The sequence below is a fragment of the Dictyobacter halimunensis genome (assembly GCF_036245075.1).
In genome coordinates this window covers 5,533,413-5,557,399 of sequence record NZ_BSRI01000002.1, presented here as the reverse complement: position 1 = coordinate 5,557,399, position 23,987 = coordinate 5,533,413, and the positions used below count along the sequence as shown (strand labels likewise).

General features: G+C 58.7%; 21 protein-coding genes. 8 read left to right on the top strand and 13 right to left on the bottom strand.

What is annotated here, in order from left to right:
• Nucleotides 1-71: 71 nt before the first annotated feature.
• Nucleotides 72-3,143, bottom strand: coding sequence for a winged helix-turn-helix domain-containing protein (locus AABA21_RS37190; RefSeq protein WP_338257977.1), 3,072 nt, complete (start codon nt 3,141-3,143; stop codon nt 72-74).
• 54 nt (nt 3,144-3,197) lie between these two features.
• Nucleotides 3,198-3,584, bottom strand: coding sequence for a hypothetical protein (locus tag AABA21_RS37185; RefSeq protein ID WP_338257975.1), 387 nt, complete (start codon nt 3,582-3,584; stop codon nt 3,198-3,200).
• Nucleotides 3,585-3,710: 126 nt separating this feature from the next.
• On the opposite strand from AABA21_RS37185, the gene AABA21_RS37180 reads away from it, so the two are divergent.
• On the top strand, nt 3,711-4,976 hold the full coding sequence (locus tag AABA21_RS37180; protein ID WP_338257973.1) for an MFS transporter: 1,266 nt from the start codon (nt 3,711-3,713) through the stop codon (nt 4,974-4,976).
• Nucleotides 4,977-4,986: 10 nt separating this feature from the next.
• Here the strand turns inward: AABA21_RS37180 and AABA21_RS37175 are convergent, their stop codons facing one another.
• Both AABA21_RS37175 and AABA21_RS37170 read right to left on the bottom strand, forming a co-directional pair.
• The gene (locus AABA21_RS37175) at nt 4,987-5,805 is read right to left on the bottom strand and encodes an alpha/beta fold hydrolase (protein WP_338257972.1); all 819 of its coding nucleotides are present in this window, start codon (nt 5,803-5,805) and stop codon (nt 4,987-4,989) included.
• A gap of 115 nt (nt 5,806-5,920) precedes the next feature.
• Nucleotides 5,921-6,514 (bottom strand): TetR/AcrR family transcriptional regulator, encoded by a 594-nt coding sequence (locus AABA21_RS37170; RefSeq protein ID WP_338257971.1) that lies wholly within the window; start codon nt 6,512-6,514, stop codon nt 5,921-5,923.
• 204 nt (nt 6,515-6,718) lie between these two features.
• Here AABA21_RS37170 and msrA point away from each other — a divergent pair, with 204 nt between their 5' ends.
• Together msrA and AABA21_RS37160 are read left to right on the top strand one after the other, a co-directional pair.
• The gene (gene msrA / locus AABA21_RS37165) at nt 6,719-7,264 is read left to right on the top strand and encodes a peptide-methionine (S)-S-oxide reductase MsrA (RefSeq protein ID WP_338257969.1); all 546 of its coding nucleotides are present in this window, start codon (nt 6,719-6,721) and stop codon (nt 7,262-7,264) included.
• Nucleotides 7,265-7,558: 294 nt separating this feature from the next.
• Complete coding sequence (locus AABA21_RS37160) at nt 7,559-9,811, top strand: PAS domain-containing sensor histidine kinase (protein WP_338257967.1); 2,253 nt, start codon at nt 7,559-7,561, stop codon at nt 9,809-9,811.
• Between the two features lie 166 nt (nt 9,812-9,977).
• On the opposite strand, the gene asnB is transcribed toward AABA21_RS37160, so the two are convergent.
• The 3 genes from asnB to AABA21_RS37145 form a co-directional block, all read right to left on the bottom strand.
• Nucleotides 9,978-11,819: an asparagine synthase (glutamine-hydrolyzing) gene (gene asnB / locus AABA21_RS37155; RefSeq protein WP_338257965.1), complete on the bottom strand. Its 1,842-nt coding sequence runs from the start codon at nt 11,817-11,819 to the stop codon at nt 9,978-9,980.
• Nucleotides 11,820-12,214: 395 nt separating this feature from the next.
• Nucleotides 12,215-12,631: an HIT family protein gene (locus AABA21_RS37150; RefSeq protein ID WP_338257964.1), complete on the bottom strand. Its 417-nt coding sequence runs from the start codon at nt 12,629-12,631 to the stop codon at nt 12,215-12,217.
• Nucleotides 12,632-12,859: 228 nt separating this feature from the next.
• Entirely contained in the window at nt 12,860-14,086 is a 1,227-nt protein-coding gene (locus AABA21_RS37145) for an ATP-binding protein (protein ID WP_338257962.1), read from the bottom strand.
• Between the two features lie 401 nt (nt 14,087-14,487).
• Between AABA21_RS37145 and AABA21_RS37140 the strand changes: the two genes are divergently transcribed.
• The gene (locus AABA21_RS37140; RefSeq protein ID WP_338257961.1) at nt 14,488-15,057 is read left to right on the top strand and encodes a hypothetical protein; all 570 of its coding nucleotides are present in this window, start codon (nt 14,488-14,490) and stop codon (nt 15,055-15,057) included.
• Nucleotides 15,058-15,067: 10 nt separating this feature from the next.
• Here the strand turns inward: AABA21_RS37140 and AABA21_RS37135 are convergent, their stop codons facing one another.
• The 5 genes from AABA21_RS37135 to AABA21_RS37115 form a co-directional block, all read right to left on the bottom strand.
• Nucleotides 15,068-16,255 (bottom strand): cytochrome P450, encoded by a 1,188-nt coding sequence (locus AABA21_RS37135; protein WP_338257960.1) that lies wholly within the window; start codon nt 16,253-16,255, stop codon nt 15,068-15,070.
• A gap of 278 nt (nt 16,256-16,533) precedes the next feature.
• Complete coding sequence (locus AABA21_RS37130) at nt 16,534-16,746, bottom strand: hypothetical protein (RefSeq protein ID WP_338257958.1); 213 nt, start codon at nt 16,744-16,746, stop codon at nt 16,534-16,536.
• A gap of 203 nt (nt 16,747-16,949) precedes the next feature.
• Nucleotides 16,950-18,149, bottom strand: a complete 1,200-nt coding sequence (locus AABA21_RS37125; RefSeq protein ID WP_338257956.1) for a cytochrome P450 — start codon at nt 18,147-18,149, stop codon at nt 16,950-16,952.
• Between the two features lie 568 nt (nt 18,150-18,717).
• Nucleotides 18,718-19,314 carry a hypothetical protein gene (locus AABA21_RS37120; RefSeq protein ID WP_338257953.1) on the bottom strand — a complete coding sequence of 199 codons (597 nt, stop codon included), beginning with the start codon at nt 19,312-19,314 and terminating at the stop codon, nt 18,718-18,720.
• An 8-nt stretch (nt 19,315-19,322) separates the two neighbouring features.
• Nucleotides 19,323-20,486, bottom strand: coding sequence for a hypothetical protein (locus AABA21_RS37115; RefSeq protein WP_338257952.1), 1,164 nt, complete (start codon nt 20,484-20,486; stop codon nt 19,323-19,325).
• 294 nt (nt 20,487-20,780) lie between these two features.
• Between AABA21_RS37115 and AABA21_RS37110 the strand changes: the two genes are divergently transcribed.
• The 4 genes from AABA21_RS37110 to AABA21_RS37095 all read left to right on the top strand — a co-directional run bounded on the left by AABA21_RS37110 (nt 20,781) and on the right by AABA21_RS37095 (nt 23,510).
• Nucleotides 20,781-21,266 (top strand): class I SAM-dependent methyltransferase, encoded by a 486-nt coding sequence (locus AABA21_RS37110; RefSeq protein WP_338257951.1) that lies wholly within the window; start codon nt 20,781-20,783, stop codon nt 21,264-21,266.
• A gap of 51 nt (nt 21,267-21,317) precedes the next feature.
• Nucleotides 21,318-21,587 (top strand): hypothetical protein, encoded by a 270-nt coding sequence (locus AABA21_RS37105; protein WP_338257950.1) that lies wholly within the window; start codon nt 21,318-21,320, stop codon nt 21,585-21,587.
• 160 nt (nt 21,588-21,747) lie between these two features.
• Nucleotides 21,748-22,479, top strand: coding sequence for a DUF1361 domain-containing protein (locus tag AABA21_RS37100; RefSeq protein WP_338257949.1), 732 nt, complete (start codon nt 21,748-21,750; stop codon nt 22,477-22,479).
• A gap of 32 nt (nt 22,480-22,511) precedes the next feature.
• A complete protein-coding gene (locus tag AABA21_RS37095) occupies nt 22,512-23,510 on the top strand; it encodes a phosphotransferase family protein (protein ID WP_338257948.1) in 999 nt (332 codons plus the stop codon).
• Between the two features lie 112 nt (nt 23,511-23,622).
• Here AABA21_RS37095 and AABA21_RS37090 read toward each other — a convergent pair whose 3' ends face one another.
• Nucleotides 23,623-23,982, bottom strand: coding sequence for a hypothetical protein (locus AABA21_RS37090; RefSeq protein WP_338257946.1), 360 nt, complete (start codon nt 23,980-23,982; stop codon nt 23,623-23,625).
• Nucleotides 23,983-23,987 lie beyond the last annotated feature (5 nt).

Genomic DNA, 23,987 nt, shown 5'->3' with positions numbered 1-23,987 from the left:
TCAGTTATTATTGTAGCGTCCACGATCATCGCTCGTCAAGATCTCTCCTACACGAAAACGCCCATCGCAGGTTATCTCTCTGGCTGATGGTGCGTTTCGTATGCCATAGTGGCCTGGAGACGATTGCTGACGCCGAGCTTCTGGTAGATGTGCTTGAGATGATCCTTTACGGTGTTGACGGAGACCACCAGCTCACGGGCGATCTGCTGGTTGCTTGCTCCAGTGGCGAGCAATTGTAGGACGCGAATCTCCTGCGCGGTCAGGGCCGGCCCGGGCTGCCGGGCGCTTCGGGCATGGGGCTGGGACACGAACGAGCTCAACACGTGCTGGGTGTGGGCGCGCAGGCTCGGCTCGTTCAGGACGGGCAGGACCTGGCGCAGCAGGCCTGCCATGATCTCCCCTTCGGCCACGAAGAGGCGGACCAGGCCTTCGCCACTGGTCTGAGCGAGAGCTTGCTGCAGCCAGTAGCGCGCCCCACGCCCATCCTGGCTGGCCGCGTACGCCAGGGCCAGTACGATCTGCAGCTCGCTGCGTGGATGCCACCCCTGCATCGTTTCTACCAGCGGTTCCAGCAGCTGGATAGCCTGGCGGGGCTGCCCTTGAGCCATGAGCAGGCGTGCCCGCATAATATCAGCCTTCTCTTCCTGTCGCAGGATCGGCAGGGAGAGGAGGCGCTCTACCGACTGCAGGTCACCACCGGACAGCGCCAGGCGGGCCGCCAGCAGCTCTGCGTTTCGCAGGCGCTGCTGCGCCTCCAGACCGGGATGCATCCGCAGCCGGGGCAGCAACTCCGCGAGCTGCTGCCGGGCGGCGGCAAGATCCCCATGGGCGTGCGACAGTTGGATCTGAAGCAAACAGGTGGTGTGGTGTAGATCCCCATGTTCATCTGGAGCAAGAGATAGCGCCTCGCGAACCAGCTGCTCGCACCACTCCAGCTGATTCCACTCAAAGGAGATGGTGGCCAGTCCCAGCAAGGTCTGGCCCAGAACCTCACGGTCGCCACTTTCTCTGGTCGCGACCAGCAGTTGTTGATAATAGGTATGCGCCTGCCGCAGCTCTCCGAGCAGGTAGCAGCAGAAGGCGACCAGCACAAGCATACCGCGCGCGAAATGCTGATCTTTGCGCGGCAGGGCGATCTGGTACGCCTCCAGCAGCGCGGCGCGGGCCTCCTCGAATTGTGCTTCGTACATTTCACCGATGCCAGCCATGAACAGGCAGATGGCGCGAAAGATTCGTAGCGACTCTTCCAGCCCGGCGGCGGGTAGATGATTCAGCGCCTGCCGCGCATAGTTGATCGCGGGCATAACCTGTCCCAGGCGCCAGCTACGCATGGCGTGGAAGACAGGAAGCAGACCGATGAGATCTTGCTGCGCGGACTCGCGCCAGGCCGCTTCGGCCATATCCAACAAGCTATCCACGCGCCGCTGCTCAGCGTCTGAGATATTCTCCTGGCTCAGCTGCAGGGCCAGCGCAGCCAACCAGCAGAGCAGTGGATGCGCGCGCAACACAGGTTCCGGCATAGTCGAGAGCCAGCGTCGCAGCGTCGAGAGCTCAGACAGCTCCTCCTGATCTCCCATCTGCTCAATCAACCGGGCGGCACGCGTAAATTCGGCCGCCTGCAAGGAGGTCTCAACCGCTTCGCCCACCAGGCCATGCCGCTCATACCAGCGACTGGCCTTCAATAACAGTTCATGCCGCTCCCGAACATCCAGGCGGGTGGCCGCCTCGCGGCGCAGCGCCTCCAAAAAAAGGGTGTGAAAGCGATACCACGCCCCGTCCAGAGCCTCCAGAAAAAGGCCGGCGCGAACCACTGCTTCCAGCCGCTCATATCCATCCTGCGTTTCACTCATCGCCTCGCAGAGGGAGGCGTTCAGGCGCTCCACTACGCTTAGCTGCAGGAGAAGATGCTGCAGCGGCGCTGGCTGCGTGTCCAGCACCTCTGCCACCAGGTAGTCCAGCAGTGGTCGGTAAGGGATCGCTGGCAGATCGGACGCTTGCTCCTCCCGAGTGGCGGGGGTGTGTCCAACAGCCTCGGCCAGCAGCCGGGCGGGCCGCGTAAAGGACAACAGGCGCAGGCCAGCGATCCACCCCTGCAACATCGTATCGAGTTGGGCGATAGCCCCCATGGGCAGCGGCTCCACGAAGTTTTGCTGAACAAAGGTCGTGGTCTCTTCAGATGTCAGGCGCAGTTCGCTGGCATGCAGCTCAGCCATCTGGCCTCGGGCGCGCCAGCTCAGCAGTGGCAGCTGGTCAGGCTCGGCCCTGGTTAAGAGCAAGACCTGAAAAGGATCGGGCAGGTGCTGCAGAAAGAAGCTCAAGGTCTGATGAATGCGGGCATCCCTGATACAGTGATAGTCGTCCAGCACGAGCAGGCCAGCGCACATATGCTGCCGGACCAGGTCATTGAGAAAGGTGGTCAGGACCTCATCAATGGATGGAGACGCGAAAGGAGGCAGCCAGGCTCCTGCAAGGGAAGACAGTGCGTCGCGTGTCGCCTGTGGGCACCACGCCTGGCAGGCTGTCAATAGCAGACGCCAGAAACGATACAGATCGTCGTCCCCGCTATCCAGCGCTACCCAGGCCAGCGGGCGTCGCGCGGGAGATTGCTCAAGCCACTGCCCAGCGAGTGTCGTCTTGCCAGCACCAACCGGAGCAACCAGCAGTACGATCTTTCGCTCCATGGCAGCGTCCAGGCGTTGCCACAGCTGCGGACGCGCGATCAGCGCACCCGGCAAGCGTGGCGGCTGTATCTTCGATAGCAGCAGCGACGCTGGAACATGGTCCGGCGCGCTCCCCTCCTCATCAGACGCCCCCTGCGTTACGGAGGCCGGGGAAAGCGCGGCCGCCACCTCTTCTAAGCGCGCCGGTGTCACACTGCTGGCCCGGCCCAGGTAACGCTTGCGGGTGCGTCGTCCGCTTGAGCGGTAGGCATACCAGTAACCAGCGCCACGAGCGCGCCGCTCCCGGATCACCGACAGGCGGCCCGCCCTCCCTTCAAACGCGAAGGAACCGGCCTCCTCCAGCGCGGAGAGCCAGCCATCATCATCCAGGCCAACAGGGCGCGCGGCCCCCTCGGCCAGCGAGAGCTCATACGCCTGTCGTCCTTCAACCCAGCGCAACAAAGGGATCGCCGATCTCGCCATAGAATCCTTTCCTCGTCAATGCATATCAGCACACCCACCCAGCACGGGTGCCATTCATGTTTTTTGCAAAAAGATAAGATAACAAAACCGCAATGCCCCCAAAACCGGCCCCCCCAAAAACCGCAATGCCCCCAAAAACCGGAATCCCCCCAAAACCGCAATGCCCATGTAGGGTCGACCTTCAACGGTCGACCGGGCTGCCAGCGCCAGCGACGGCAGCCCACGTGCCCCCACGACACCGCTTCCCTTGCCTTCCACGCCCGCCCACGTGGTTCCCGCACGCCAACGTTGCGCAGGCGTACCCCAAAGCGAACGTTCCTCCTCGGGAACCACGTGGGGCGAGATGGTTTCCACGAGATGCCGAACCGGCCGGGTACGTGGGCGTTTCTCGTTGGTGGAGCGTTTCGTGTTTCTTGTCGCCTTCTCTTTTTGCAACAACATGAATGACACCCACCCCGCACACCCAACTTGTTTTTCTCGCCCGCATACGCTATGCTTTCCAAAAAGCATAACAGAGGAATATACAATCAGCAAGCATACCCAAAAGAAACTTCGTAAGATGGGAAGATGATGCGCAATCGAGATGCCTCTTCTATTTATATTCTGCTGAGTGGCGCGCTGTCGCTCTTCTATGCTCTATTCCTCCCGGTCGAGTTGGTCTACCTGATCAAGGGCGCGGGCTTCAATCCGCTGCAGCTGGTGCTGATTGGGACGCTGCGCCAGTCGATGAATTTTGTGTTCCAGATGCCAACCGGCATCCTATCGGACATGTATAGCCGCCGCGTCACCGTGGTGCTCGGCATCCTTATGATCGGGGCGGGCTATCTGCTGGAAGGTCTGCTCCCGGTGCTGGCCGTTATCTTCGCCGCCCAGGTGTTCGTGGGGTTGGGCACGACGCTGATGAATGGTGCCGATACCGCCTGGATCACCGACGAGGTTGGCGCGGACCATGTGGGACCCATCTACCTGCGCGCAGCCAGGATCGGCTCGCTCGTTTCGCTGCCAGGCATCGCGCTGAGCGCCCTGCTGGTCAATGTACGCCTCAACCTGCCACTGGTGGTCAGTGGTGCCCTCATTATCGCGCTGGGCATCGTGCTGGCCTTCGTGATGCCCGAGCGCCACTTCACGCCCGTGCCACGCCAGGAGCGCACCACAGTGCAGCAAGCTCGGCATACCTTGCTCACCGGACTGCGCCTGCTGCGCCTGCGACCGGTGCTGCTGACCGTGCTGGGCGTCACCGTGTTCGCCGGCGTGTTCAGCGCGGGCTTCAATCAGCTCTGGAACTACTATCTGATCCACTCGTTTACCTTCCCGGCTCTGGGAGAACTCACCCCGGTCACCTGGTTCAGCGTCATCGAGGTTGGCATCGTGCTGACCAACTACTGCGGCCTGGCCCTGGTCAACCGCTTTCTCGATACGAACAGCCCGCGCGCCGTGGTGATCGGCCTGCTGATCATCGATAGCTTCTCGGTCGTCACCATCGTTGGCTTCGCGCTGGCGCAGCAGTTTGCGCTGGCGCTGCTGCTGTTCTTCCTCTTCACCACCGCCACCGCCCCCGGCCTGTCCCTGGGACAGCTCTGGATGAACCAGCACATCGACAGCGGCGTACGGGCGACCCTGCTCTCAATACGCGAACAGGTGAACGCCCTCGCCCAGATCGGTGGGGGTCCACTGCTGGGGCTCATCGCCACGCAGATCAATACGCGCGCCGCCCTCGTCGCATGCGGCCTCATCCTCATTCCATCCCTCTTCCTCTACCTGCGTACCCTGCGCGACGACCGGCCACGACCCGATCCCATCCCAACAGACCAATCATCGCTCCCGCTAGGCTAAAAAACAAACTTTATGGGAGGGCCTGGCTAAGCACCTCTTGCAATCTCGCGGCGAAGGCCTTAGGATGACTCACGTAGCCCACGTGGTGCCCGGGAAACTCCACAGCGGTTGTTCCAAGCTTGTCCGCCACTGCGACTGCATTCTGGTATCCGACATACGCTCGTCCACTAGATCCTGCAGCAATCACAATCCGCGTCTGAGTCGAGACGGATCTGAGTATGGTGAAATCGAAGCGGTAGCGGTCGTACATGGCAAATTCCCGCTTCAGTAAGAACATGGTGTTTTCAAGGGACCGCTCTCCTGGTTCCGGGAGGTCGACATCTGGTTCCCGGTCGTCGTAGGTTACACCGATCTGCGTTATGAATTGCTGCATCGCCGCAGCCGCACCCTCACGGTGAGCAATTTCTCGGACGGTATCATGGCGCTCTTTTAGTCCGGGCAATAGATGAGATGGGGGCTCGTGCGCGATCAGCATACGAACCTGTTCGGGATAGCGTGCGACCAGATCGAGTCCGACGACTGCACCTCCGCTGCTCCCAAACACATACGCCGGTTCGGATGTGATCGCCGCCAGCAGGTAGTGGGCGTCGTCACTGTGCATCTCCACTTGCTGTTCTTCCTCCGGATTGTCAAGCATGCTGCGGGAGAGGCCCCGGCGATCGTAGGTCACCACGGTGTACCCACTTTCAAGGTACCTGGCGATGCCGTTGAAGGCGCGAGCATCACCACCTCCGCCATGGATCAGAAGCAGGACGGGGCCAGAGCCGCGTACCTCGTAGGCGAGCTGTGCACCAGGCACGCGCAAAGTGTCGCTTTTCGTTGAACTCATTTCATTTTCTCACTTCGTTTATCCGATTCAAAAGAGTATCTCCATTGCTCTCTATGCCTCTCCGACGCGCGCTCGGGTATCCTGGAAGAGAAGAAACAAGAGGCACCAAGGCCCACTATGGTTGAAGCAGACGCAAAAAAATATCCGCATCAGGAAAATGTTCCTGGTAGTGTTCAGGATCATACAGGGCCCATCTAGGTATGCCATCAACATATGCGAAAATAGCTCTTACGAGTTGATCGGGATCACCTGCCGCTACCTCGAACGTCTCCTGGCCCTCGATGATCAGTTGCCTTAACACGCTTTGTAAATCCTGGCTCCGCTTGCGTACTAACTCGCGGAGCTCGTTCGGTACCGTCTGAGAACTGAGAACTTGATCCAAAAGCAGGAAAGTTTCGGGATGTCGCCGACTTTCTACAAATGCTGAAAGCAGCCATTTCAAACGTTCCCCAGGCGTCCCCGGCATGTCTAGCACACGTTGCAGATCCGCAGAGGGAGCTTGCAAAGCTTGCTTGATGATCGCGAAAAAAATGGCTTCCTTGTTAGCAAAGTATCGATAGGCCAATCCATGACTGACGCCGGCATGGATGGCAACATCATCCACGGTTGCTGCCAGACCTTTTCTCGCAAAGACATGTTTGGCAGCCTCCAGAATATGTTCACGTTGCTCTTCGCGAAGGCGTTGCTTCGCCTCTGCTGTTCGAGGCATCGCTGCTTCTCCTTCTCAATTTATGACTGACTAAGTCAGTCATTTATAATGATAGACGTTCACTTCTAGGTTGTCAAGGATTTAATAAACCTGTTCTGGCACGGGAACATTCGGCTCACGCGCGGTGTTTCAATTAGTGAAGACAAGATAAGCTCATGAAAAGCCTCAGGGCTTCTTAGCACTATAAGAAATGGAGCACGATAGATGGCACAACTTGAAACGGCGACACTGGCGAACGGCTGCTTCTGGTGTACAGAGGCGGTCTTTAAGCGCTTGCGGGGTATAGAATCGGTAAAGTCGGGCTACGCGGCCTCAAAGGTAGCCAATCCCTCTTACGAGGCGGTCTGCACCGGGCGCACAGGCGCGGCCGAAGCCGTCCAGATCAGCTATGATCCGGAGGTCATCTCCTTTGATAAGATCCTGGACATCTTCTGGCATATGCATGATCCAACGACTCTCAATCGCCAGGGCAACGATATCGGCACCCAGTATCGCTCGGGCATCTACTATCACAATGAGGAGCAGAAGCGCGTGGCGGAAGCCTCCAAACAGGCACTGGAGGCGGCTGGCACCTACAAACATCCGATCGTGACCGAGATCCTACCCTTCACCAACTTCTACGCGGCCGAGTCCTATCACGATGATTACTATGATCGCAACCGCAATCAGGGCTACTGCCGCCTGATCATCGACCCCAAAGTGAATAAGCTACTCAAAGAGTATCAGGCGGATCTCAAACAGGGTGTTTGATATTCATATAAGGCTATATATAATAGATGCAGGTAGGGTCGCGCTGCGACCCTACCTGCATCTATTATATATAGCCTTATATGAATCTTACCCGCTATGTGAAACGCGACCATTGAGGCTGACGTATATACTAGATAAGGTACGATTCCAATCTCGCCACATTTTTTTCTGTATGTGTTATTATACTGGGCCCTTGCCAGTTTTTCTTTTCCCGTCTGATTGAGCATGGAGTTTGCAGGGAAGCATACCTCCAATTGGCGGGGTTTTATATTATAGTATTAATGGAAAAGCTATATGGATAATGAATCATCGTCTTCAACCAGGAGCCTGGCTGAGGAAGTGACGGCTAACCGGGGAGAACAGTTGGTATCCCTGGCTCAGTCAGCCTGGGACATACTGTGGCTCCTATCCCCTGATGGCCGCATGCAGGATGCAGGGCATTGGTCCGTCTTTACGGGGCAGATGGAGGGCGAGGCCGCGACCTTTGGCTGGCTGACGGCGCTTCACCCCGATGACCGCGCGCCCTTTGAGATCTGGTTGGGGGCCGCGCTCCACCAGGGAGTACGCGATGAGATAGAGTGCCGCCTACAAAAAGCACATGCCGCCCATAGCCTGGTCCGGTTGCAGCTATTCCCCCAGATGGCTGCGGATAGCTCCTCCATTACATCATGGCTGGTCTGTGGCATCGAACTGTCTCAGGTACAGCAACATCGAGTCTTTGGCGCCGAACATTACCGACTGGCGATGGAGAGTAGTGGCGTAGGCCTATGGGATTGGGACCTGGTACGCAATCAGCTGACCTGGTCTGCCGAGTGCAAGGCCCTTTTCGGGCTCACCCCCTCCGCGCAGGTGAGCTATCCTTCCTTCCTGCACCTGCTCCATCCAGAGGACCGCGATGCGGTCAACCAGGCGGTGGCGCAAACGCTGGAACAGCAAACAGAGTTCAACATGAACTTTCGCACCATCCGGCCACAGGATGGCAGCGTGCATTGGATGACGAGCCGGGGTCGAGGCCTCTATGACATGGAGGGGAAGCCGCTACGCTTCATGGGAGTGATCTATGATATTACAGATCAGAAGCGGGTTCAGGAGGAGAACGAGGCGACACTCTACCAGGCCAGCCAGCTCATAGAGACCCTGCCAGATACATTTGTACACCTGGATAAAGATTGGACATACACGTATGTCAACAACGCGGTGGAGAAGCTCACCGGGAAGCCGCGCGAGCAGATCCTGGGACGCTCCATATTCGATCTCTACCCGGAATCGGTCCAGCAGGACTTCGCCATACAATATCGCAAGGCGATGGAGACCCGGCAGCCGGTCGTGTTTGAGGCGTACTACCCGCCCGGTCAGCGCTGGTATGAGACGCGGGTGTATCCGGACAACGATGGTGGCATCTCGGTCTACAGCAATAACATTACGGAACAAAAGCAGGTTGAGGAGGCGCTGCAGGCAACCGAGACCAGTTTCCGACGTCTGATCGAAAGCAACCTGATCGGCATCGTGCGCATGCGCCTGGATGGTATCCTGCTGGATGCCAATCAGGCCTTCCTATCCTTCATCGGCTATACCCAGGACGATATTGCCAGCGGAACCCTGCACTGGAGAGCCTTCACCCCTCCAGCTGACGTTCAGACCACTCTGCAGGCGATAGAGGATTTGAAGCAGCACGGCAGCTATAAGCCGTATGAGAAAACATACCTGACCCGCGATGGCAGGCTGGTAACGGCCTTGATCGCCGGCGTAATGCTGGATAACCGCAAGGATGAGTATATCGCTTATGTGGTAGATCTGACGGCGCAAAAAGAGCTGGAGCAGCAGAAAGATGCCTTTATCGGGGTGGTGAGCCACGAGCTGCGCACGCCGCTAACGGCCATCAAGGGCAATATCCAGCTGGTCAGACGCCAGTTGCGCTCGATCATCAGGAGCCAGCAACAGCTGCCAGACAAGGTGTACAAGATCATCGAATCCTCCGAAGCACGCATCGAACGCGCGCTCCACCAGATCGAGATGCAGAACCGCCTGATCAACGATCTGCTGGACGTCTCGCGCATCGCCGCCAACAAGCTGGAGCTGGCGCCGCAGCTCTGCGACCTGAAGCAGCTCACTATATCCAGCGTGGAAGACGTGCGCGCGACGGCGGTTATGCGCACGATCGACCTGCGGCTCCCCGACCAGGAGTCCGTGCTGGTGCTGGCCGATCCCGATCGCATCGGGCAGGTTATCTCAAATTACCTGACCAACGCCATCAAATATTCTGATCCCAAAGAGCCCGTCACGGTCGGCATCGACCTGGAATCCAACCACGTGCGCGTCTGGGTTGAAGATCATGGTCCCGGCCTGAATGAAGAGGCAAAAAAACATGTCTGGGATCGCTTCTATCAGGCCAAAGGGATACACGTGCGCAGCGGCTCAGGGGCGGGCCTGGGACTGGGGCTGCACATCTGCCACACCCTGATCAAGCGCCACGGAGGTGACCTCGGCGTCGACAGCACCCCCGGCCAGGGCTCCACCTTCTGGTTCGCCCTCCCCTTTGAGATGTAATCCCCCAGGCCTGGGGAACGCAGGCGTCCCCATACTCTTTTAATAGAAGGTGCAACAGGGGCGCGAATGCGCCCCTGTTGCACCTTCTATTAAAGCCAATGCGGCCGCGCAGCGGACGCGCGTGCGGGGGCCCTCAAGCCCCAGGGCCAGGGGCACCGCCCCTGAATTAGACGAAACGGATGTGGTACTCTTTGAGCCAGGTCTCAAGCTGGATGAGGCGCTCAAACAGCCCGATAGCGAAATCCTGCCGCAGCGCCGGATTATCCTTGTTGGCGATGGACCGGTAGGTGTTGACATTGATATAGGGACGCACGGCGGCATTGGGATCGTTGAGGATCTGCAGCGCCCAATCACAGATCCCCTTGATATAGCTGGGATGCTGGGACGAGGGATAAGCGCTCTTGCGGCGCATGCGAGCATCATCGGGCAGGATGCCCTGCAGGGCACGCCGCAGAATTCCCTTCTCGATGTTGTCGACGGTCTTCATCTGCCAGGGAATGTTCCAGACATATTCGACCAGCCGGTAATCGCAGAAGGGGACGCGTACCTCGAAGCCAACGGCCATGCTCATGCGGTCCTTGCGATCAAGCAGAAGGGGCAGCCAGCGTGTCAGACCCATGTACATGATCTCGCGCCGCCTGGCCTCCTCGGCATCCTCCCCCTCCAGGCGCGGCACCTCGGTCAGGGCCTCCTGGTAGCGGCGCGCGATATACTCAAACGGGCTGGCCTGCCACATGACCTCTTCCGAGAGCAGCGGTGGCAGCGAGCTCAAGCCCCTCCTGCGCCCCCTCATGGCGAGCCAGGGAAAGGTGTTGACGTCGAGAATCTCTTCGTAGTGGTACCAGGAATAACCACCGAAGACCTCGTCGGCCGATTCACCGGAGAGGGCCACCGTCGCCTGCTCCTTCATGGCTTTGAAGATCAGGTAGAGCGAGGTCTCGATCTGCCCCATAGCGGGCACATCGTGGGCGTAGAGCGGGACCAGCAGGTTCTCCAGCAGTTCAGGGGTGTCGACGGTAACCGTGTGGTGGCGCGTCATAGCGTGCTCGGCCACGCGCGTCACCCAGGGCGCGTCCAGGCTGGGGCGCATATCGTTGCCGGTGAAATACTCGTCGCTCTCGACAAAATCGATCGAGTAGGTCTCAAGCTGCCTGCCCTCGCGCCTGAACTCTTCGGCCGCCAGCGCGGTCAGCCCGCTGGAATCCAGGCCGCCCGAGAGCATCGAGACCACGGGGACGTCGGCGATCAGTTGCCGCTTCACGGTATCTTTGAGCAGATCCCGAATGCGCTGTGCGGTGGTCTCTAAGTCATCGGGATGGAGTGCGCTGCGCAGCGACCAGTACTGGTTGACGCGGGTGCGCTCGCGTTCAAAGATCAGTTGATAGCCCGGCCGCACCTCGTGGACATCGTGGAAGTAGCCGAAGCCCGGCGTGTGGATAATGCCGGCTCCCAGGATGTCGGCCATGCCGTCGCGATCGACCTCTGGTTGCACGCGCGGATGGGCCAGCAAGGCCTTGAGCTCGGAACCAAAGATGACCGCGCTGCCGCGCTGCGCGTAGAACAGCGGCTTCACGCCCAGGTGATCGCGGGCCAGCAGCAGGCGCTGCCGCTGCTCATCCCACAGCGCGAAGGCAAAGATACCGTTCAGGCGGCGCGTGAAGTCCTCGCCCCACTCCACATAGGCATGCAGGATCACCTCGGTATCTGATTTCGTGCTAAAGGTATGGCCGCGCGTCTCCAGTTCGCCGCGCAACTCACGAAAGTTGTATATCTCTCCATTATACGTAATCGCGTATGTATGCGAGCCCGAGGTATACGCCATCGGCTGCGCGCCGCCGGCGGGATCGATGACCATCAGGCGCCGGTGGGCAAAGGCCACGCGTGGCGTGAGCCAGATTCCTTTGGCGTCGGGGCCTCGATAGCGCATCGTCGCGGCCATCGTTTCCAGGATTGCGCCCTGCCGGGTCGCATCTTCCTCCCAATCGATCCAACCTGTGATTCCACACATAAAGTACCTACCTTCTCTTTAAGCATCCTGACTGACGTCAAGCACCTGCGTTTGCTCTCCAATCCCTTCAATTGAAGACCGTGCAAAACGAGAAAAGACTAGAGTACGTGCGGGGCTTGCCCCCGCTTGCTTGCACCCCAAAAGAAAAGGCTCCTTCAAAGCGACCAGGGACGATTGCATACAATGCATCGCATCATGCTTGTTGCTTTTCCGAGCAGCGAGGATGGAAGCGGGGGCAAGCCCCGCACGTACTGTGGCCGTGTTTCTTTTTGCCTGCTCTGAAGTTGAAAGTATTGGCATTTGCCCTCGCTACTATCTATACGCGATCAGCGCATATGCGTTGACTCTCTATCGTTGAGCATACCTCATCATTGTCAGCAACCCTCCGGCCGGAATCATCCACGCCGGATCTGGCGCGCTATACGATCGAGTTCCTCGCGCGAGGGCCTGACGCTCCAGTCGGCGTCAAGCGTAAAGGAGTCGCCTTTGAAGCGTGGGAAGACGTGCATGTGGACATGAAAGACCTCCTGGAAGGCGGCCTCTCCATCAGCGAGGAAAAGGTTGACGCCCTCGCAGCGCAGCCCCGACTGGCGCAGCGCCCGCGCCAGTCGCGTGCTGATGGTAAATAGATGAGCCCCGATCTCCTCATCCATGTCGGCCAGGTAAGCCGCGTGCTGATTGGGGATGACCAGCAGATGACCGGGATTGACGGGGCCAATCGTCAGAAAGGCCGTCACGACCTCATCTTGATACACCACACTGGCAGGCTCCTTTCCAGCTACAATTGCACAAAAAAGACATTCTTCCGTCATCTATACCTTCCGTTCATTCCTCATCTATACAATCACTTCTCTCTAAATCTGCATCAGACATATAAATATAGTATCATGCCGACCGGGTTCAATTTCAACAAAAGAAAAAACAGGAGTTGATATGGTGGAACAGGCGGATGCATTTGCATCCGCCTGTTCCACCATATCAACTCCTGTTTTACATGATGTGGCCGTACGCGCAGGAGAAATCAGCCGCGAGGACCGAACCTACAGGGGGACGGCAGTTTCGAAGATGGGCTGCACGCATTCCTGCAGCGGCAGGGTAAACCAGAAGGTGGAGCCCTCGCCGAGCTCGCTGTCGACGCCGACCTCGCCGTGGTGCTGCTCGATGATGCCTTTGCAGAGGTGCAGGCCAACACCCAGGCCGACGTGGGGGACGCCCGAGTTATGCTGGCTGTGAATGCCGGAGACACGGTAGAAGCGGGTCCAGATGCGCTCCTGCTCCTGGGGCGGCAGTCCGGGACCCTCATCGCTCACCAGGACCTTGACGCGCTCGCCGTCCTGCCGCAGGCGCACAGAGACGGGCCGGTCGGCCGGCGAGTACTTGAGGGCGTTGGAGAGGTAGTTGGCGATGACCTGCCCGATGCGGTCGGCGTCGACGCAGACGATCAGCCGCGTATCCGGATCTTCCTCCAGCTCGATGCGGCGGTTGACGGCGATGGCGCGCTGATTTTCGACCGCCGCGCGCACAATCTGATTGAGCTCACACGGCTTCTGAATCAGGCGCAGCTTCTGCCCATGGATGCGCGAGGCGTCCAGCAGATCGTTGACCAATCGCGTCTGAACCGTGGTCTGACTATAGGCATTGTTCAACGCCTGCTGCACCGAGCGGATGATCTGATTATTGCGCTCCTGCTGCTCAGGTCCCAAGGGATCGGTCTCGTAGCGCCGCAATTTGCGCTTCGCCAGCTGGACCGTGCCCTGGGTCGCCGCCAGGGGCGTCTTCAGCTCGTGGCTGACCAGGCCAATAAAGTTTTCGAGCCGGTGCTGCGCCTCTCTGGCCTCCTCGGCCATCTGCTGCGCTTGCACGCGGGCCGCCTCGCGCTGCTGCACCATAGCGGCGATAATGATGCCGGCCAGCGCGAAGAAGACAAAGAAGACGACGCCATAAAAATCGCCACGCCGGAAGAACATCGCATATGGCTCAACATAGAGCAGATCGATGACCAGTAGACCCGCGCCAAGCGTGAAGATCGCCGGCCCAAATCCCCAGGTAAAGGCTACGCATATCATGTAGAGATTTAATAAGGTGCTCGGGATGAAGGCCGGCATACTATTATGCCAGTGCGTCAATCCCGACAGCAGGCCCGAAACCGCCAGTAAAAAACCGACCACGTAGCCAACAAGAGGATGCCTCCAGGCCGATCGATGATTTAACGCGTAGGTGTGCCAATGAATTTTTCTACCAGGAGGTCTTCCTCTTGTCTCATCCATGTGCTCTATTACTCCTCTCACTGTTGCCTGCTTTGCTCTGCCGGGCGAATTAAACACATCTATATAACGATCTACTTGCCTTGTTATCGATTGTAACGAGAATTTCCTCAGCATGTCAATTTAGCAAAACTCCCAATATCAACAATAGATGCAATTCTATCTCCCGTCACCGACCATACCAGCAAACAGCACGTCTGCGCGGCGGTCCGCGACCTTTATGGATATAAGAAATGCCAATTCTATTACCAGCTATAACAAGCGGAGGGTATAAAATCTTTGCCACCCATCAAAGGTACTATTCCGTAGATGGTGAAACCACCGTCCCTCTTGTACCGTGTTGGTTGATGCGGGTAGCTCCATGCGGTAGTGAGCAATTCCTTCATATGAACGGAGGCGCCATTATGGTCGAAGGTACACTGGTCAAAAGTAAAGGCAGCCCTGCCCTGGGGTACGGCTTCCTGTTTGGACTTATACAGGGGGTTATCCAGATCGTGGTGGGGCTGCTGATCACCAATCTCCATCAACCTGCATTGACGCTCCCACTGAGTATGCTGGGGGTCTTATTCGCGTTCTTCTTCTATTTCCTGGCGGGGGTAAAGGCGGCGCAGAGCACCGGTCGCGTGGGGACCGGTGCCTTCTCGGGCCTGTGGACTGCGGTCATTAGCGCGCTGCTGAGCCTGATCGCGGCCTACTCGCTGGCGACGGTCAATATTAATACGGTACGCCAGATAGGCCGGGCGGTGGTAGAGGACGCGGCCAAACGCCTCAACCAGCCGGTGCCGTCGACGGCCGACCAGTTTCTGCTGGGAGCTCTGACGATCTCGGGCCTGGGTGGCTTCGCCCTCTCGATGGTCCTTGGTCTGCTGATCGGCGCGCTGGGCGGGCTGATCGGACGCGGCAAGACCTCACGTCATAGCCGCATCTACGATACCGCTATCCGCGTGACGCCGGGCGCTCCCAAACACAGTTAGGTGTTTCCCATCAGAATGCGAGTGGCAGGTACCTGACGCCATAGACGCTTCCGCCCTCCACCCACTGCAGCGGCTCCCGGCGCACGCGTCGTGGGACGGGCGACTGCCGCAGGAGCAACTCAAGAGCGGTGCTGGCCTCCAGTCTGGCCAGGGGCGCGCCCAGGCAGTGGTGGATGCCCTGCCCGAAGGTAAGGTGTGGATTGGGATCGCGCTCGATCTGGAAGCGATCTGGCCGGGGAAAGATCTCGGCGTCACGATTGGCCGAGGCGATCCAGACGCGGATGTGCTGGCCGGCGGCGATGCGCTTGCCACCCAGCACGACCTCCCTGGTGCTGCGGCGCGTCACACCCAGCAGCGGAGGACTGTAGCGCAGGATCTCTTCGATGGCTACGGGCATAAGATGGGGCTCGCGTCGCAGCCGCTCGGCGTCCTCGGGATGGTCGTCCAGGCAGATGATGGCGTTTCCCAGCAGGTTGACGACCGTCTCATGACCGGAGGCCCACAGCAGGAAACAGATCCCCACCAGTTGCTCCTCATTCAAGCACTTCCCATCGACCCGCGCCTCGACCAGTCGGCTGATCACATCGTCCTGGGGATGCTGGCGCCGCTGCCGCAGCAGCTGGAGCAGACTCTCGCTCATGGCCTGCCGGGCCGCCTGCGCCCGCTGATATGGCTCATCCTGCTCGCTCTGGCTCTCGACGCGCTCCTGCTGGCGGAAAAACATGTCATCGGACCAGCGCCGGAAATCCGACCGCTGCTCCTCTGGAATACCCAGCAGCTCGCTGACGACGGTCATCGACAGCGGATAGGCGAAATCTTGAATACCATCCATGTACCCAACCGGCCGCGCGCGCTCCAGCAACTCCCCCGCGATCACTCTGATCCTGGGCACCAGCTGGACCAGGGTCTGCCCATTGCATACCTGCGACACCGAAGCGCGCAGCCACTGATGATTCGGCGGGTCCTGCGCGATCATCGTCGAGGCCAGCAGAGCTGTCCCGATCGGCCCACCGCGCTCCAGCGCCGATGAGAAGCTGGCCGCGTCACTCAACACCTGCGCGACATCGCGATAACCAAAGACGTGCCACTTGTTAGTGGTGGGCTCATACAACACCGGGTCAGTCGCGCGCATATATTGGAACCAGGCAAATATCTCTCGCGTACCATGCAAAGAGGCGGGCAGGGTCAGAGAACGCATCGCTTCAGCCTTTCGTGTGAACAGGATCTCCCTGTGATTTTTTTCCTGAAATGGGCAGGACTATTTTCCGCGAACGGCTAGAGAAGACAGCATACACAATAACACACAGAAACATGTAGGCACATCGCGGCGGTAATCGTCAAGTGGCCTCGCACCGGTGGTGCGCGCAAAAAGAAGGGGTGCGCGACACCCCTTCAACCTGACTCTTCAGACCGATCAAGGCATTGGAACCAGATCTATTTTCTGCTTCCCTATTGTTTGGATCTCATCTACCTGCATTATGATGACCAGGTAAGCGCGCGCAGGTGCCATCTCTGGTTAGCGGTCGGAGGATTGTGTCTGGGATAGGTAATGACAGGAGTGCCAGGAGCCATATTCCTCCCCTGTACATCCAGTACATACCCATTGATCTGGCTACTAATATAGCCGTCATGCGTATTATATCTATCCCAGATTTCTTCATGGGCATCAAAAACATTTTCGTCTTGCATCACATTCTTCTCCTTCTTCTATTCCATCTCCACATTTGCTAACCAGTCCCTGTCAACAGTATAAATATGGAAGAAACCGAAAAATATGAATTTACCGCCTACATGATAATGGAGTTTCGAGACTTTTTTAGGAGTTGGTGCGACATACCGGGTGGGTGCATCTGCACCCACCCGGTATGTCGCACCAACTCCTAAAAACCAGGTTAGGCGCGCGGCTCAAATCTGAGGCGCATGGATTCGACATGGTACAGCGGCCCCGGCCCCATGGGAATGGGATCGTTTGAGACCCGCTCGATACTTTTGAATTGCTGAAACAGCATCTGGCAGATCATGCGCGCTTCCAACCGTGCCACGGGGGCGCCCACGCAAAAGTGAATGCCGTAACCAAAGGTGAGATGGCGGTTGGGCTCACGCAGGATATTGAAACGATTTGGATCGGGGAAGTACTCGGGGTCGCGGTTGGCGGACGCGTTCCAGGCCTGAACGAGCGCTTTGGCCGGAATGTGCTGGCCGCGCACCACGGTATCGACGGTCGTGCGGCGCACGCTGATCCAGAACGGCGGCAGGTAGCGCAGGACCTCTTCCAGTGCGGAAGGGATCGCTTCGTGGTGCCGCATCACATAGTCCAGCGTATCGGGAAAACGGGTAAAGCAGTAGAGGGCGTTGTTCAGCATGTTCTGCACCGTCTCCTGACCCGCCACCACGAGCAGGACGCAGAACTTCAGGATCTCGTCATCGGTCAGACGATCACCGTTGACATCGGCGGCGATTAAATCGGAGAGGAGCCCTTCATGCGGCTGGCGGCGCAGCTTGGTCAGCTTATCTTTGAAGTATTCACAGATCTGTTGCCCCATCCGATTTTGCTCAATCGAGGCCTCCTCACGCGACCTCGGCGGGGTATCCTTATCCGTTCCCCGGACCCAATGGGTCACAAGGGGCCAATCCTGCTCCGGCACCTCAAGCATGACGGCGATCGCGCGCGTCGTTAACGGGAAGGTGAACTCGGAGACGATCTCAACCTCCTTCTTCTCGCGCATCTGGTCAAACAATGTCTGCGCCAGCGGGATCGCGTTATTGGCGATGCGTGTTACGGCGGCCTTTGTAAAGCCTTGATTGGCCAGATAGCGCAGGCGGCGATGAACCGGTGGGTCCAGGGCCACAATCGTCTCGCGCAGAAAGGCGTTATGCGAAAAGTTTGGCACGTCTTCTGAAGAGAACGTCACCGGATCATTAATCACCTGGTACACATCATCGTAGCGGAAGATATTCCAGCCGCCATTCTCATCGTGGGACACCGGGTAATTGGCCCGCATGTACTCGAACCAGCCAAATCCCTGCCCAATCTCATCAAAAGAGGTCCCGACGGCCCTCCCAGGCTGTGCCTGTTTATTCTGCTGTTGCATCGATCACCCTTTCAGCCTTCGCATTTAGCTTTTAAAAACATCCTCTTCAACCTATCCACCACTGAGCTTGCCCTTTGCACCGACAGGCTCACGCGATAACTGAGGTAAGGAAAGACACGTTAAAAGGTATACGAACCCTACAAACCCATCCTTCTATCATTCTACCCACAAATACCCTTTTTACAAAATGGAGGCGAAGAATAGGACTTACTCCCATCACCCAGGGGGGCACGTGAGCGCCTCCACGCGCGCGTCCGCTGCGCAGCCGCGCTGGTTTTGTATGGTGGTGCATGGGGTGAGGTGCGCGGAGGCGCACCCCAACCCCATGCACCACCATACAACGGACACACACAAATACTCCCTTCTTGGAAGACACGTTTGCAGCCGATAAACCGGTTCCCATCTATACATTCATATGTACAGAGAATCGTCGTAGGTGCGCCCCTTGCGGGCGCTTGTCGCGAAGCGACCCGTGCCCCGGGCACGCACCTTCCACCGACGATACCATCTCCCCCCTCAAAGGTGCGCCAGCGTGTTATGTTGAATGCATTGGGGATAGATCCTCCACCTACGATGACGAGGTGGAGGAAACAGTGGTTTCGGCGGCGGGCGGCGTGGGCTGTTCGGGTTTATTGCGGCGGCCGCGCTGCATGAGCAGGAAGATGGTCAGGCCACAGAGGGGGAGCAATCCGATCAGCCAGCCGACCCAGGTGGGCAGCGCGGGGGGCGCGGTGGCCTCGATCGGCACGCTGACCTCGCCCTGGCCTTGCGGACCATTGACGATAATATCCAGATTCCATAGACCCTGGACAGTGATCTCGGCGGTCCCCTGGATGCCGTTGCGTACCTGCGCGTCGGGGCTCAGTCCGGCGCGCACCGGGGTGGCGGGCACGTCTCCCGGGTCCGGCACCGACGAGACATCATAGGTAAGCGTGCCGCCGATGGGCCGCTGCGGCTCGATCGAGAAGGGCAGCGCGTAGCTGGCATGAGCCGGGTAGGTATACAGGTTGACCGTCAGGGGATAGGGACCCGCGTTGACCTTGACGACCTTGACCGGGGTGCTGCCATGCGTGGTGGCGATAATGGAATAGGCGAGCTCTCCCAGCACGGCCAGCAGGGCCAGCACCCCCACGCCGAGCAGTACAAATTGTAGTGGTTTGGGCATCGTTCGATCTACCTTTCCAGATTGGATATCGATTCGCCAATGTTGCGCCCCAGCCGCGTCCCGACATAGGTCGCCAGCAGACCCGGCACAAATGAGATCAGCGTACCCCCCACCCCTAACAGCATCAGCACCAGGACAAAGAAGGCGGGCTGCATCGACATGATCGGAAACATGCTGACCGCGCAGGCCAAGGTCAGGAAGAGGGACTGCTTGACGCCAGACCACTGTTTACGCGTGGTGCGCCTCATCACAAGGTCGATCAGGATAGCCGTCAGCAGTGGACCTATAAACCACTCCAGCGCCACGACGGAGGTGGGGGGCTGCTCCCGGCGATAGGTCAACCGCTCTACGCCGACCAGCCAGTCCGTAGCAGGCTGCACATACACAGCCATGATGGCGCCCAGCAGCAGGTAGACGCCCGCCACCGCCGTGGCCGACCAGCGCCAGGGCAGCGCGTAGGCCGCCACCACCAGCACAAAGGCGGTCAGCAGTCCCGCCAGCAGCGGGAAGAAGTTGAGGGAGGCAAAACCAAGGTTGATCGTGCGCTCCTCCGAGAGCGAATCAAACAGCAGCAAAGTAAAGATAGCCAACACAGTGGCCAGCGCGATCATCACACCGATGCGCGCCACCCGCCGGGAACGGATGGCCACCGCCAGGTTAGAGGCCGACGCCAGCATATAGGCGGACCCGAGCGCGACCACGCCCATCCCTACCACAAACATCACGTGAAAGGGGGCCCAGATCGCTACGTCGATGCCATACAGGGCGTGCCAGTAAGCATCCAGCGGAAAAGCCACCGCCGCGTCCAAGGCCGCGAAGCCAACCACGTAGGCGCCCAGCGAGCCCGAAAAGACGCTGGCGAACGAGGTACTGCTGCGGGCTACATGCGCGTCGCGGCGCGCCCACACGCTCTCCAATACAACCGCGACCAGGCCCGAGACGCCGCTGATGGCCACCCCGCTCAACATCAATATGTGCGGTGGTATCAACGTGCGATCGCGCCCCAAAAAGGTATGCCACTGAATATCCCAGCTCGTCCCCTCCAGAAAAACGATCGCGCCCAGCAGCGCCGTCAACCCAAGCGCCAGACGCATCGTCCCCACCATATGCAACAGACGCCCCTGGGATGAAGTACGACTCATGGCGGTATTTCCAGCCATAGTTCTGGCCATAAGAGATCCCCTTCCTCTTCTATAGAAATGTATCTGATTATTCTACACTAAGTCGCCCCAAACAAACGCCCCACCACCATCACCCAGAAATGAAGCATATCCATAACAAGTTACGATGGTATGGAGGAATTGTTACAAATTCAGCGATACACCCGAATTTCACCCCACCGCATCATATTCCCCCCGCCGTAGGTGTCGGGCTTGCCCCGACTTTGTCGCGCAGCGACCCCGTGCCCGGCACCTACGGCGGGGAATTTATCCATATATTGACAATTGCTTATGTTGTTCGTTACCATGGCTATTATACCTTTAAAAATAACATTCAACATTATCTTTCCGCTGTTTTCTCATGCATCTACGAGAGGTGGCTACGCGATGAAGACATATGACGATATCGCCGAGTGGTATGATCAGTGGATCGGCACCTCCGAGATGGGGAATAACCCCATCTTTGCCGAGGTCGCGCCATTGCTGGGGGAGGTCAGGGGACAGCGTATCTGCGACCTTGCCTGCGGCCAGGGCCGCGTGGCGCGCCACCTGGCGCAGTTGGGCGGGCGTGTCGTCGGCATCGATCTCTCCGCGAAGCTGCTGGCTATCGCGCGCCGCCATGAGGAGGCTGATCCACGCGGCATTATGTATGTGCAGGCCGACGCCCGCCAAATCGACGACACGCTGGTCGGCACGTTCGACGGCGTGCTCTGCTTTATGGCGCTGATGGACATCCAGGATCTGGCCCCGACGTTCCACAGCGTCGCGCGCATCCTGCGGCCCGGCGGCTGATTTGTCTTCTCCATCCTCCATCCCTGCTACCATACCTCTCGCTCAGGAGAAATGGAAACACCCGAGGGGACGGTACGCACCATCGGACGCTACTTTGAGGAGGGACACTGGCGCTCCGATACACGCCCGGGACCTCCCGGACGCGTCGGCTCCTATCACCGCACGCTCTCAACCTATCTCAACACACTTACCGCGTCCGGCTTGCAGCTTGTACGTATGAGCGAGCCCGGACCATCTCTTTCTGACTCCAACAGACCTGTCTGGAGCGAGGTCCCCAGCATCCTGATCGTGAGCAGCCGCAAGCCATCAGAGCATTTCTAGCCGCGCCTTTATGACTATAAGCAATTCATGGCGTGTTGCATATACATCCGTCATGAGAGACAGCACGCCGCCTCTATTAACTGTACCATTTAGGCATCTGCATGTTATAATGCCATTGACTTTATTTATCTCTGCTATAGTAAATAGAGAAAGTTATGGTATGAATCAACATTTTGAACTGATTATCACCACAGGTTTGCTGCTACCGATGCTGGGAAGTGTTGTGCTCTTCTCCCTGCTCACCATCTGTCTGCTATTCGCACGCGCCAGAATCTATCCCTACCCGCTCTATAAGCCGATGCTGCTCAATCTCTTTCTGGCCTGGATTCCCATCGTCTGCGTCAGCCTGGCGCTGCTCTTCTTTTTGAGCGCTGGTTCCACCCAGCTGTGGCTGGTCATTCTACTGCTCTGTGTTTGGTTCGTCTTCTTTCCCAATTCCACCTACCTGGTCACCGAATTTCATCATCTTAAAGAAGAGGTCAACACGGTCCCCTTCTGGTTTGACACCATCGTGATCCTGTCGCTAGCCCTGTGCGGCGTACTGCTGGGAAGCTTCTCGCTGCTGCTTGTGCACCGCATGCTGGATCTCTATCTGCCCCCGGCCGTCTCCTGGCTAATCTTCATCGTCTATCTCTTCCTCTCCAACGTCGGCATCTACATCGGCCGCTTCCTGCGCTTCAATAGCTGGGACGTCCTGACCAACCCGCTGGGGCTGGTACGCAACGTTCTAGGTGTGTTCAAAGATCAGCAGAAGGCACGCAGCCTGCTGCTGTTCTCTGTCCTCTTCACCATCTTCCTGCTCGCCTTCTACATCTTCCTCTATAGCGCCGTCACGCCGATCATCTGGGCGCTGGAAACGCTGATCCGGCAATACCCGGCCCTACCAAGATAAAGAAAAATCACGGCAGGTGGTAGGAGGATGGTATGATAAAAAAACATGGTTGCGAAGCACACAATTGTATTGCGCACAATTTAATTATCCACAATAGAATAAGGAAAAAAGAAAACATGACCCTCTCCCAGGAGAACAACCCCTTTGCCTGCGTAGTGAAGAAGATCGATCCCGAGGCCATGTTGCTGGATAGCCACGCGCTCAAGGGTGGCGTCTCGGCACAGGTGACGGTGCTTGAGGCGGTGCTTGCTTCGGGTGAGCGAAAGAAGATGATTGTGCGCCGTCATGGGGCGAACGACCTGCGGCGCAATCCGCACATCGCGGCCGACGAGTTTCGGTTGCTGCGCGCGCTGCATGCCGCCGGCCTGGCGGTACCGGAGCCGTACTACCTCGATCAATCGGACGAGATCTTCGCGAGCCCCTACGTGGTCATCGAGTACGTCGAGGGCGAGACGATCTTCGCGCCCGCGCAGGCTCCCGCGCTCGTTCCACAGATGGCGACCCACCTGGCCAGTATTCACGCGCTCGATCCCGCGCGGCTGGACCTCGCCTTTCTGCCGAACATGCAGCAGACCTGGAACGAGCGGTTCCAGACCCGGCCCGCCACGCTCGATGACACGCTCAGCGAGGGCCGCATCCGGGATGCGCTGGCGGCCGTCTGGCCTCCCCATCAGCGCAATCCACCGGCATTGCTGCATGGTGACTTCTGGCCCGGCAACCTGCTATGGCGAGATGGGCAACTCGCCGCCATCGTCGACTGGGAGGACGCCGCCCTGGGAGATCCCCTGTGCGATCTGGCCAATAGCCGTCTGGAGATCCTGTGGGCCTTCGGACGCGAGGCTATGGAAGAGTTTACACGGTGCTACCAGGCGCTGCGGACCATCGACTACAGCGACCTCCCTGTCTGGGACCTCTGCGCCGCCCTGAGGCCGGCCGGCCAGCTCTCCACATGGATCGCCGATCCCGATAAAGAACGCAAGCTCCAGGCCAGCCACCACTGGTTCATCACCCGCGCCCTCTCTCAACTCTGACATGTCAGTATATAAAGCGTGGAGGTGCGGCAGGGCCAGGCCCGGCCCTGCCGCACCTCCACGCTTTATATCTTTTCTCCTCCGGCCGTAGGCGGGAAGCGCCCGCAGACGATCACCTGGGTGGCGTATGGTGACGGATATTCTGAGCCTCGGCCAGAATATCCTCCGTCCCTTCGCGGAGGCGAGAGGCGGTGCGCCGCAACTGCATCTCGGTCACGCCCGCCACGAACGAGAGCCGCTCTTGCATGGTGTCCAGCGCGACCTCGGCCTTTTCCAGCTGTGGCTGCTGCTCGCGAGCAGACCGCTTGCGCGCGGAGGTCTTCGCCTTCTTCGCCTGGGGACCACCCCTGGCGCGCAGCCGGGTGCCAAATTGCTGCACGCGCTGCGTGGAGCGCGCCGCCAGGGCCCCGATACGTTCCCCGACCTGGTCGAGCATCTGCTCGGCCCGTTCTACTTCTGGTGCACGACCCATCAGTG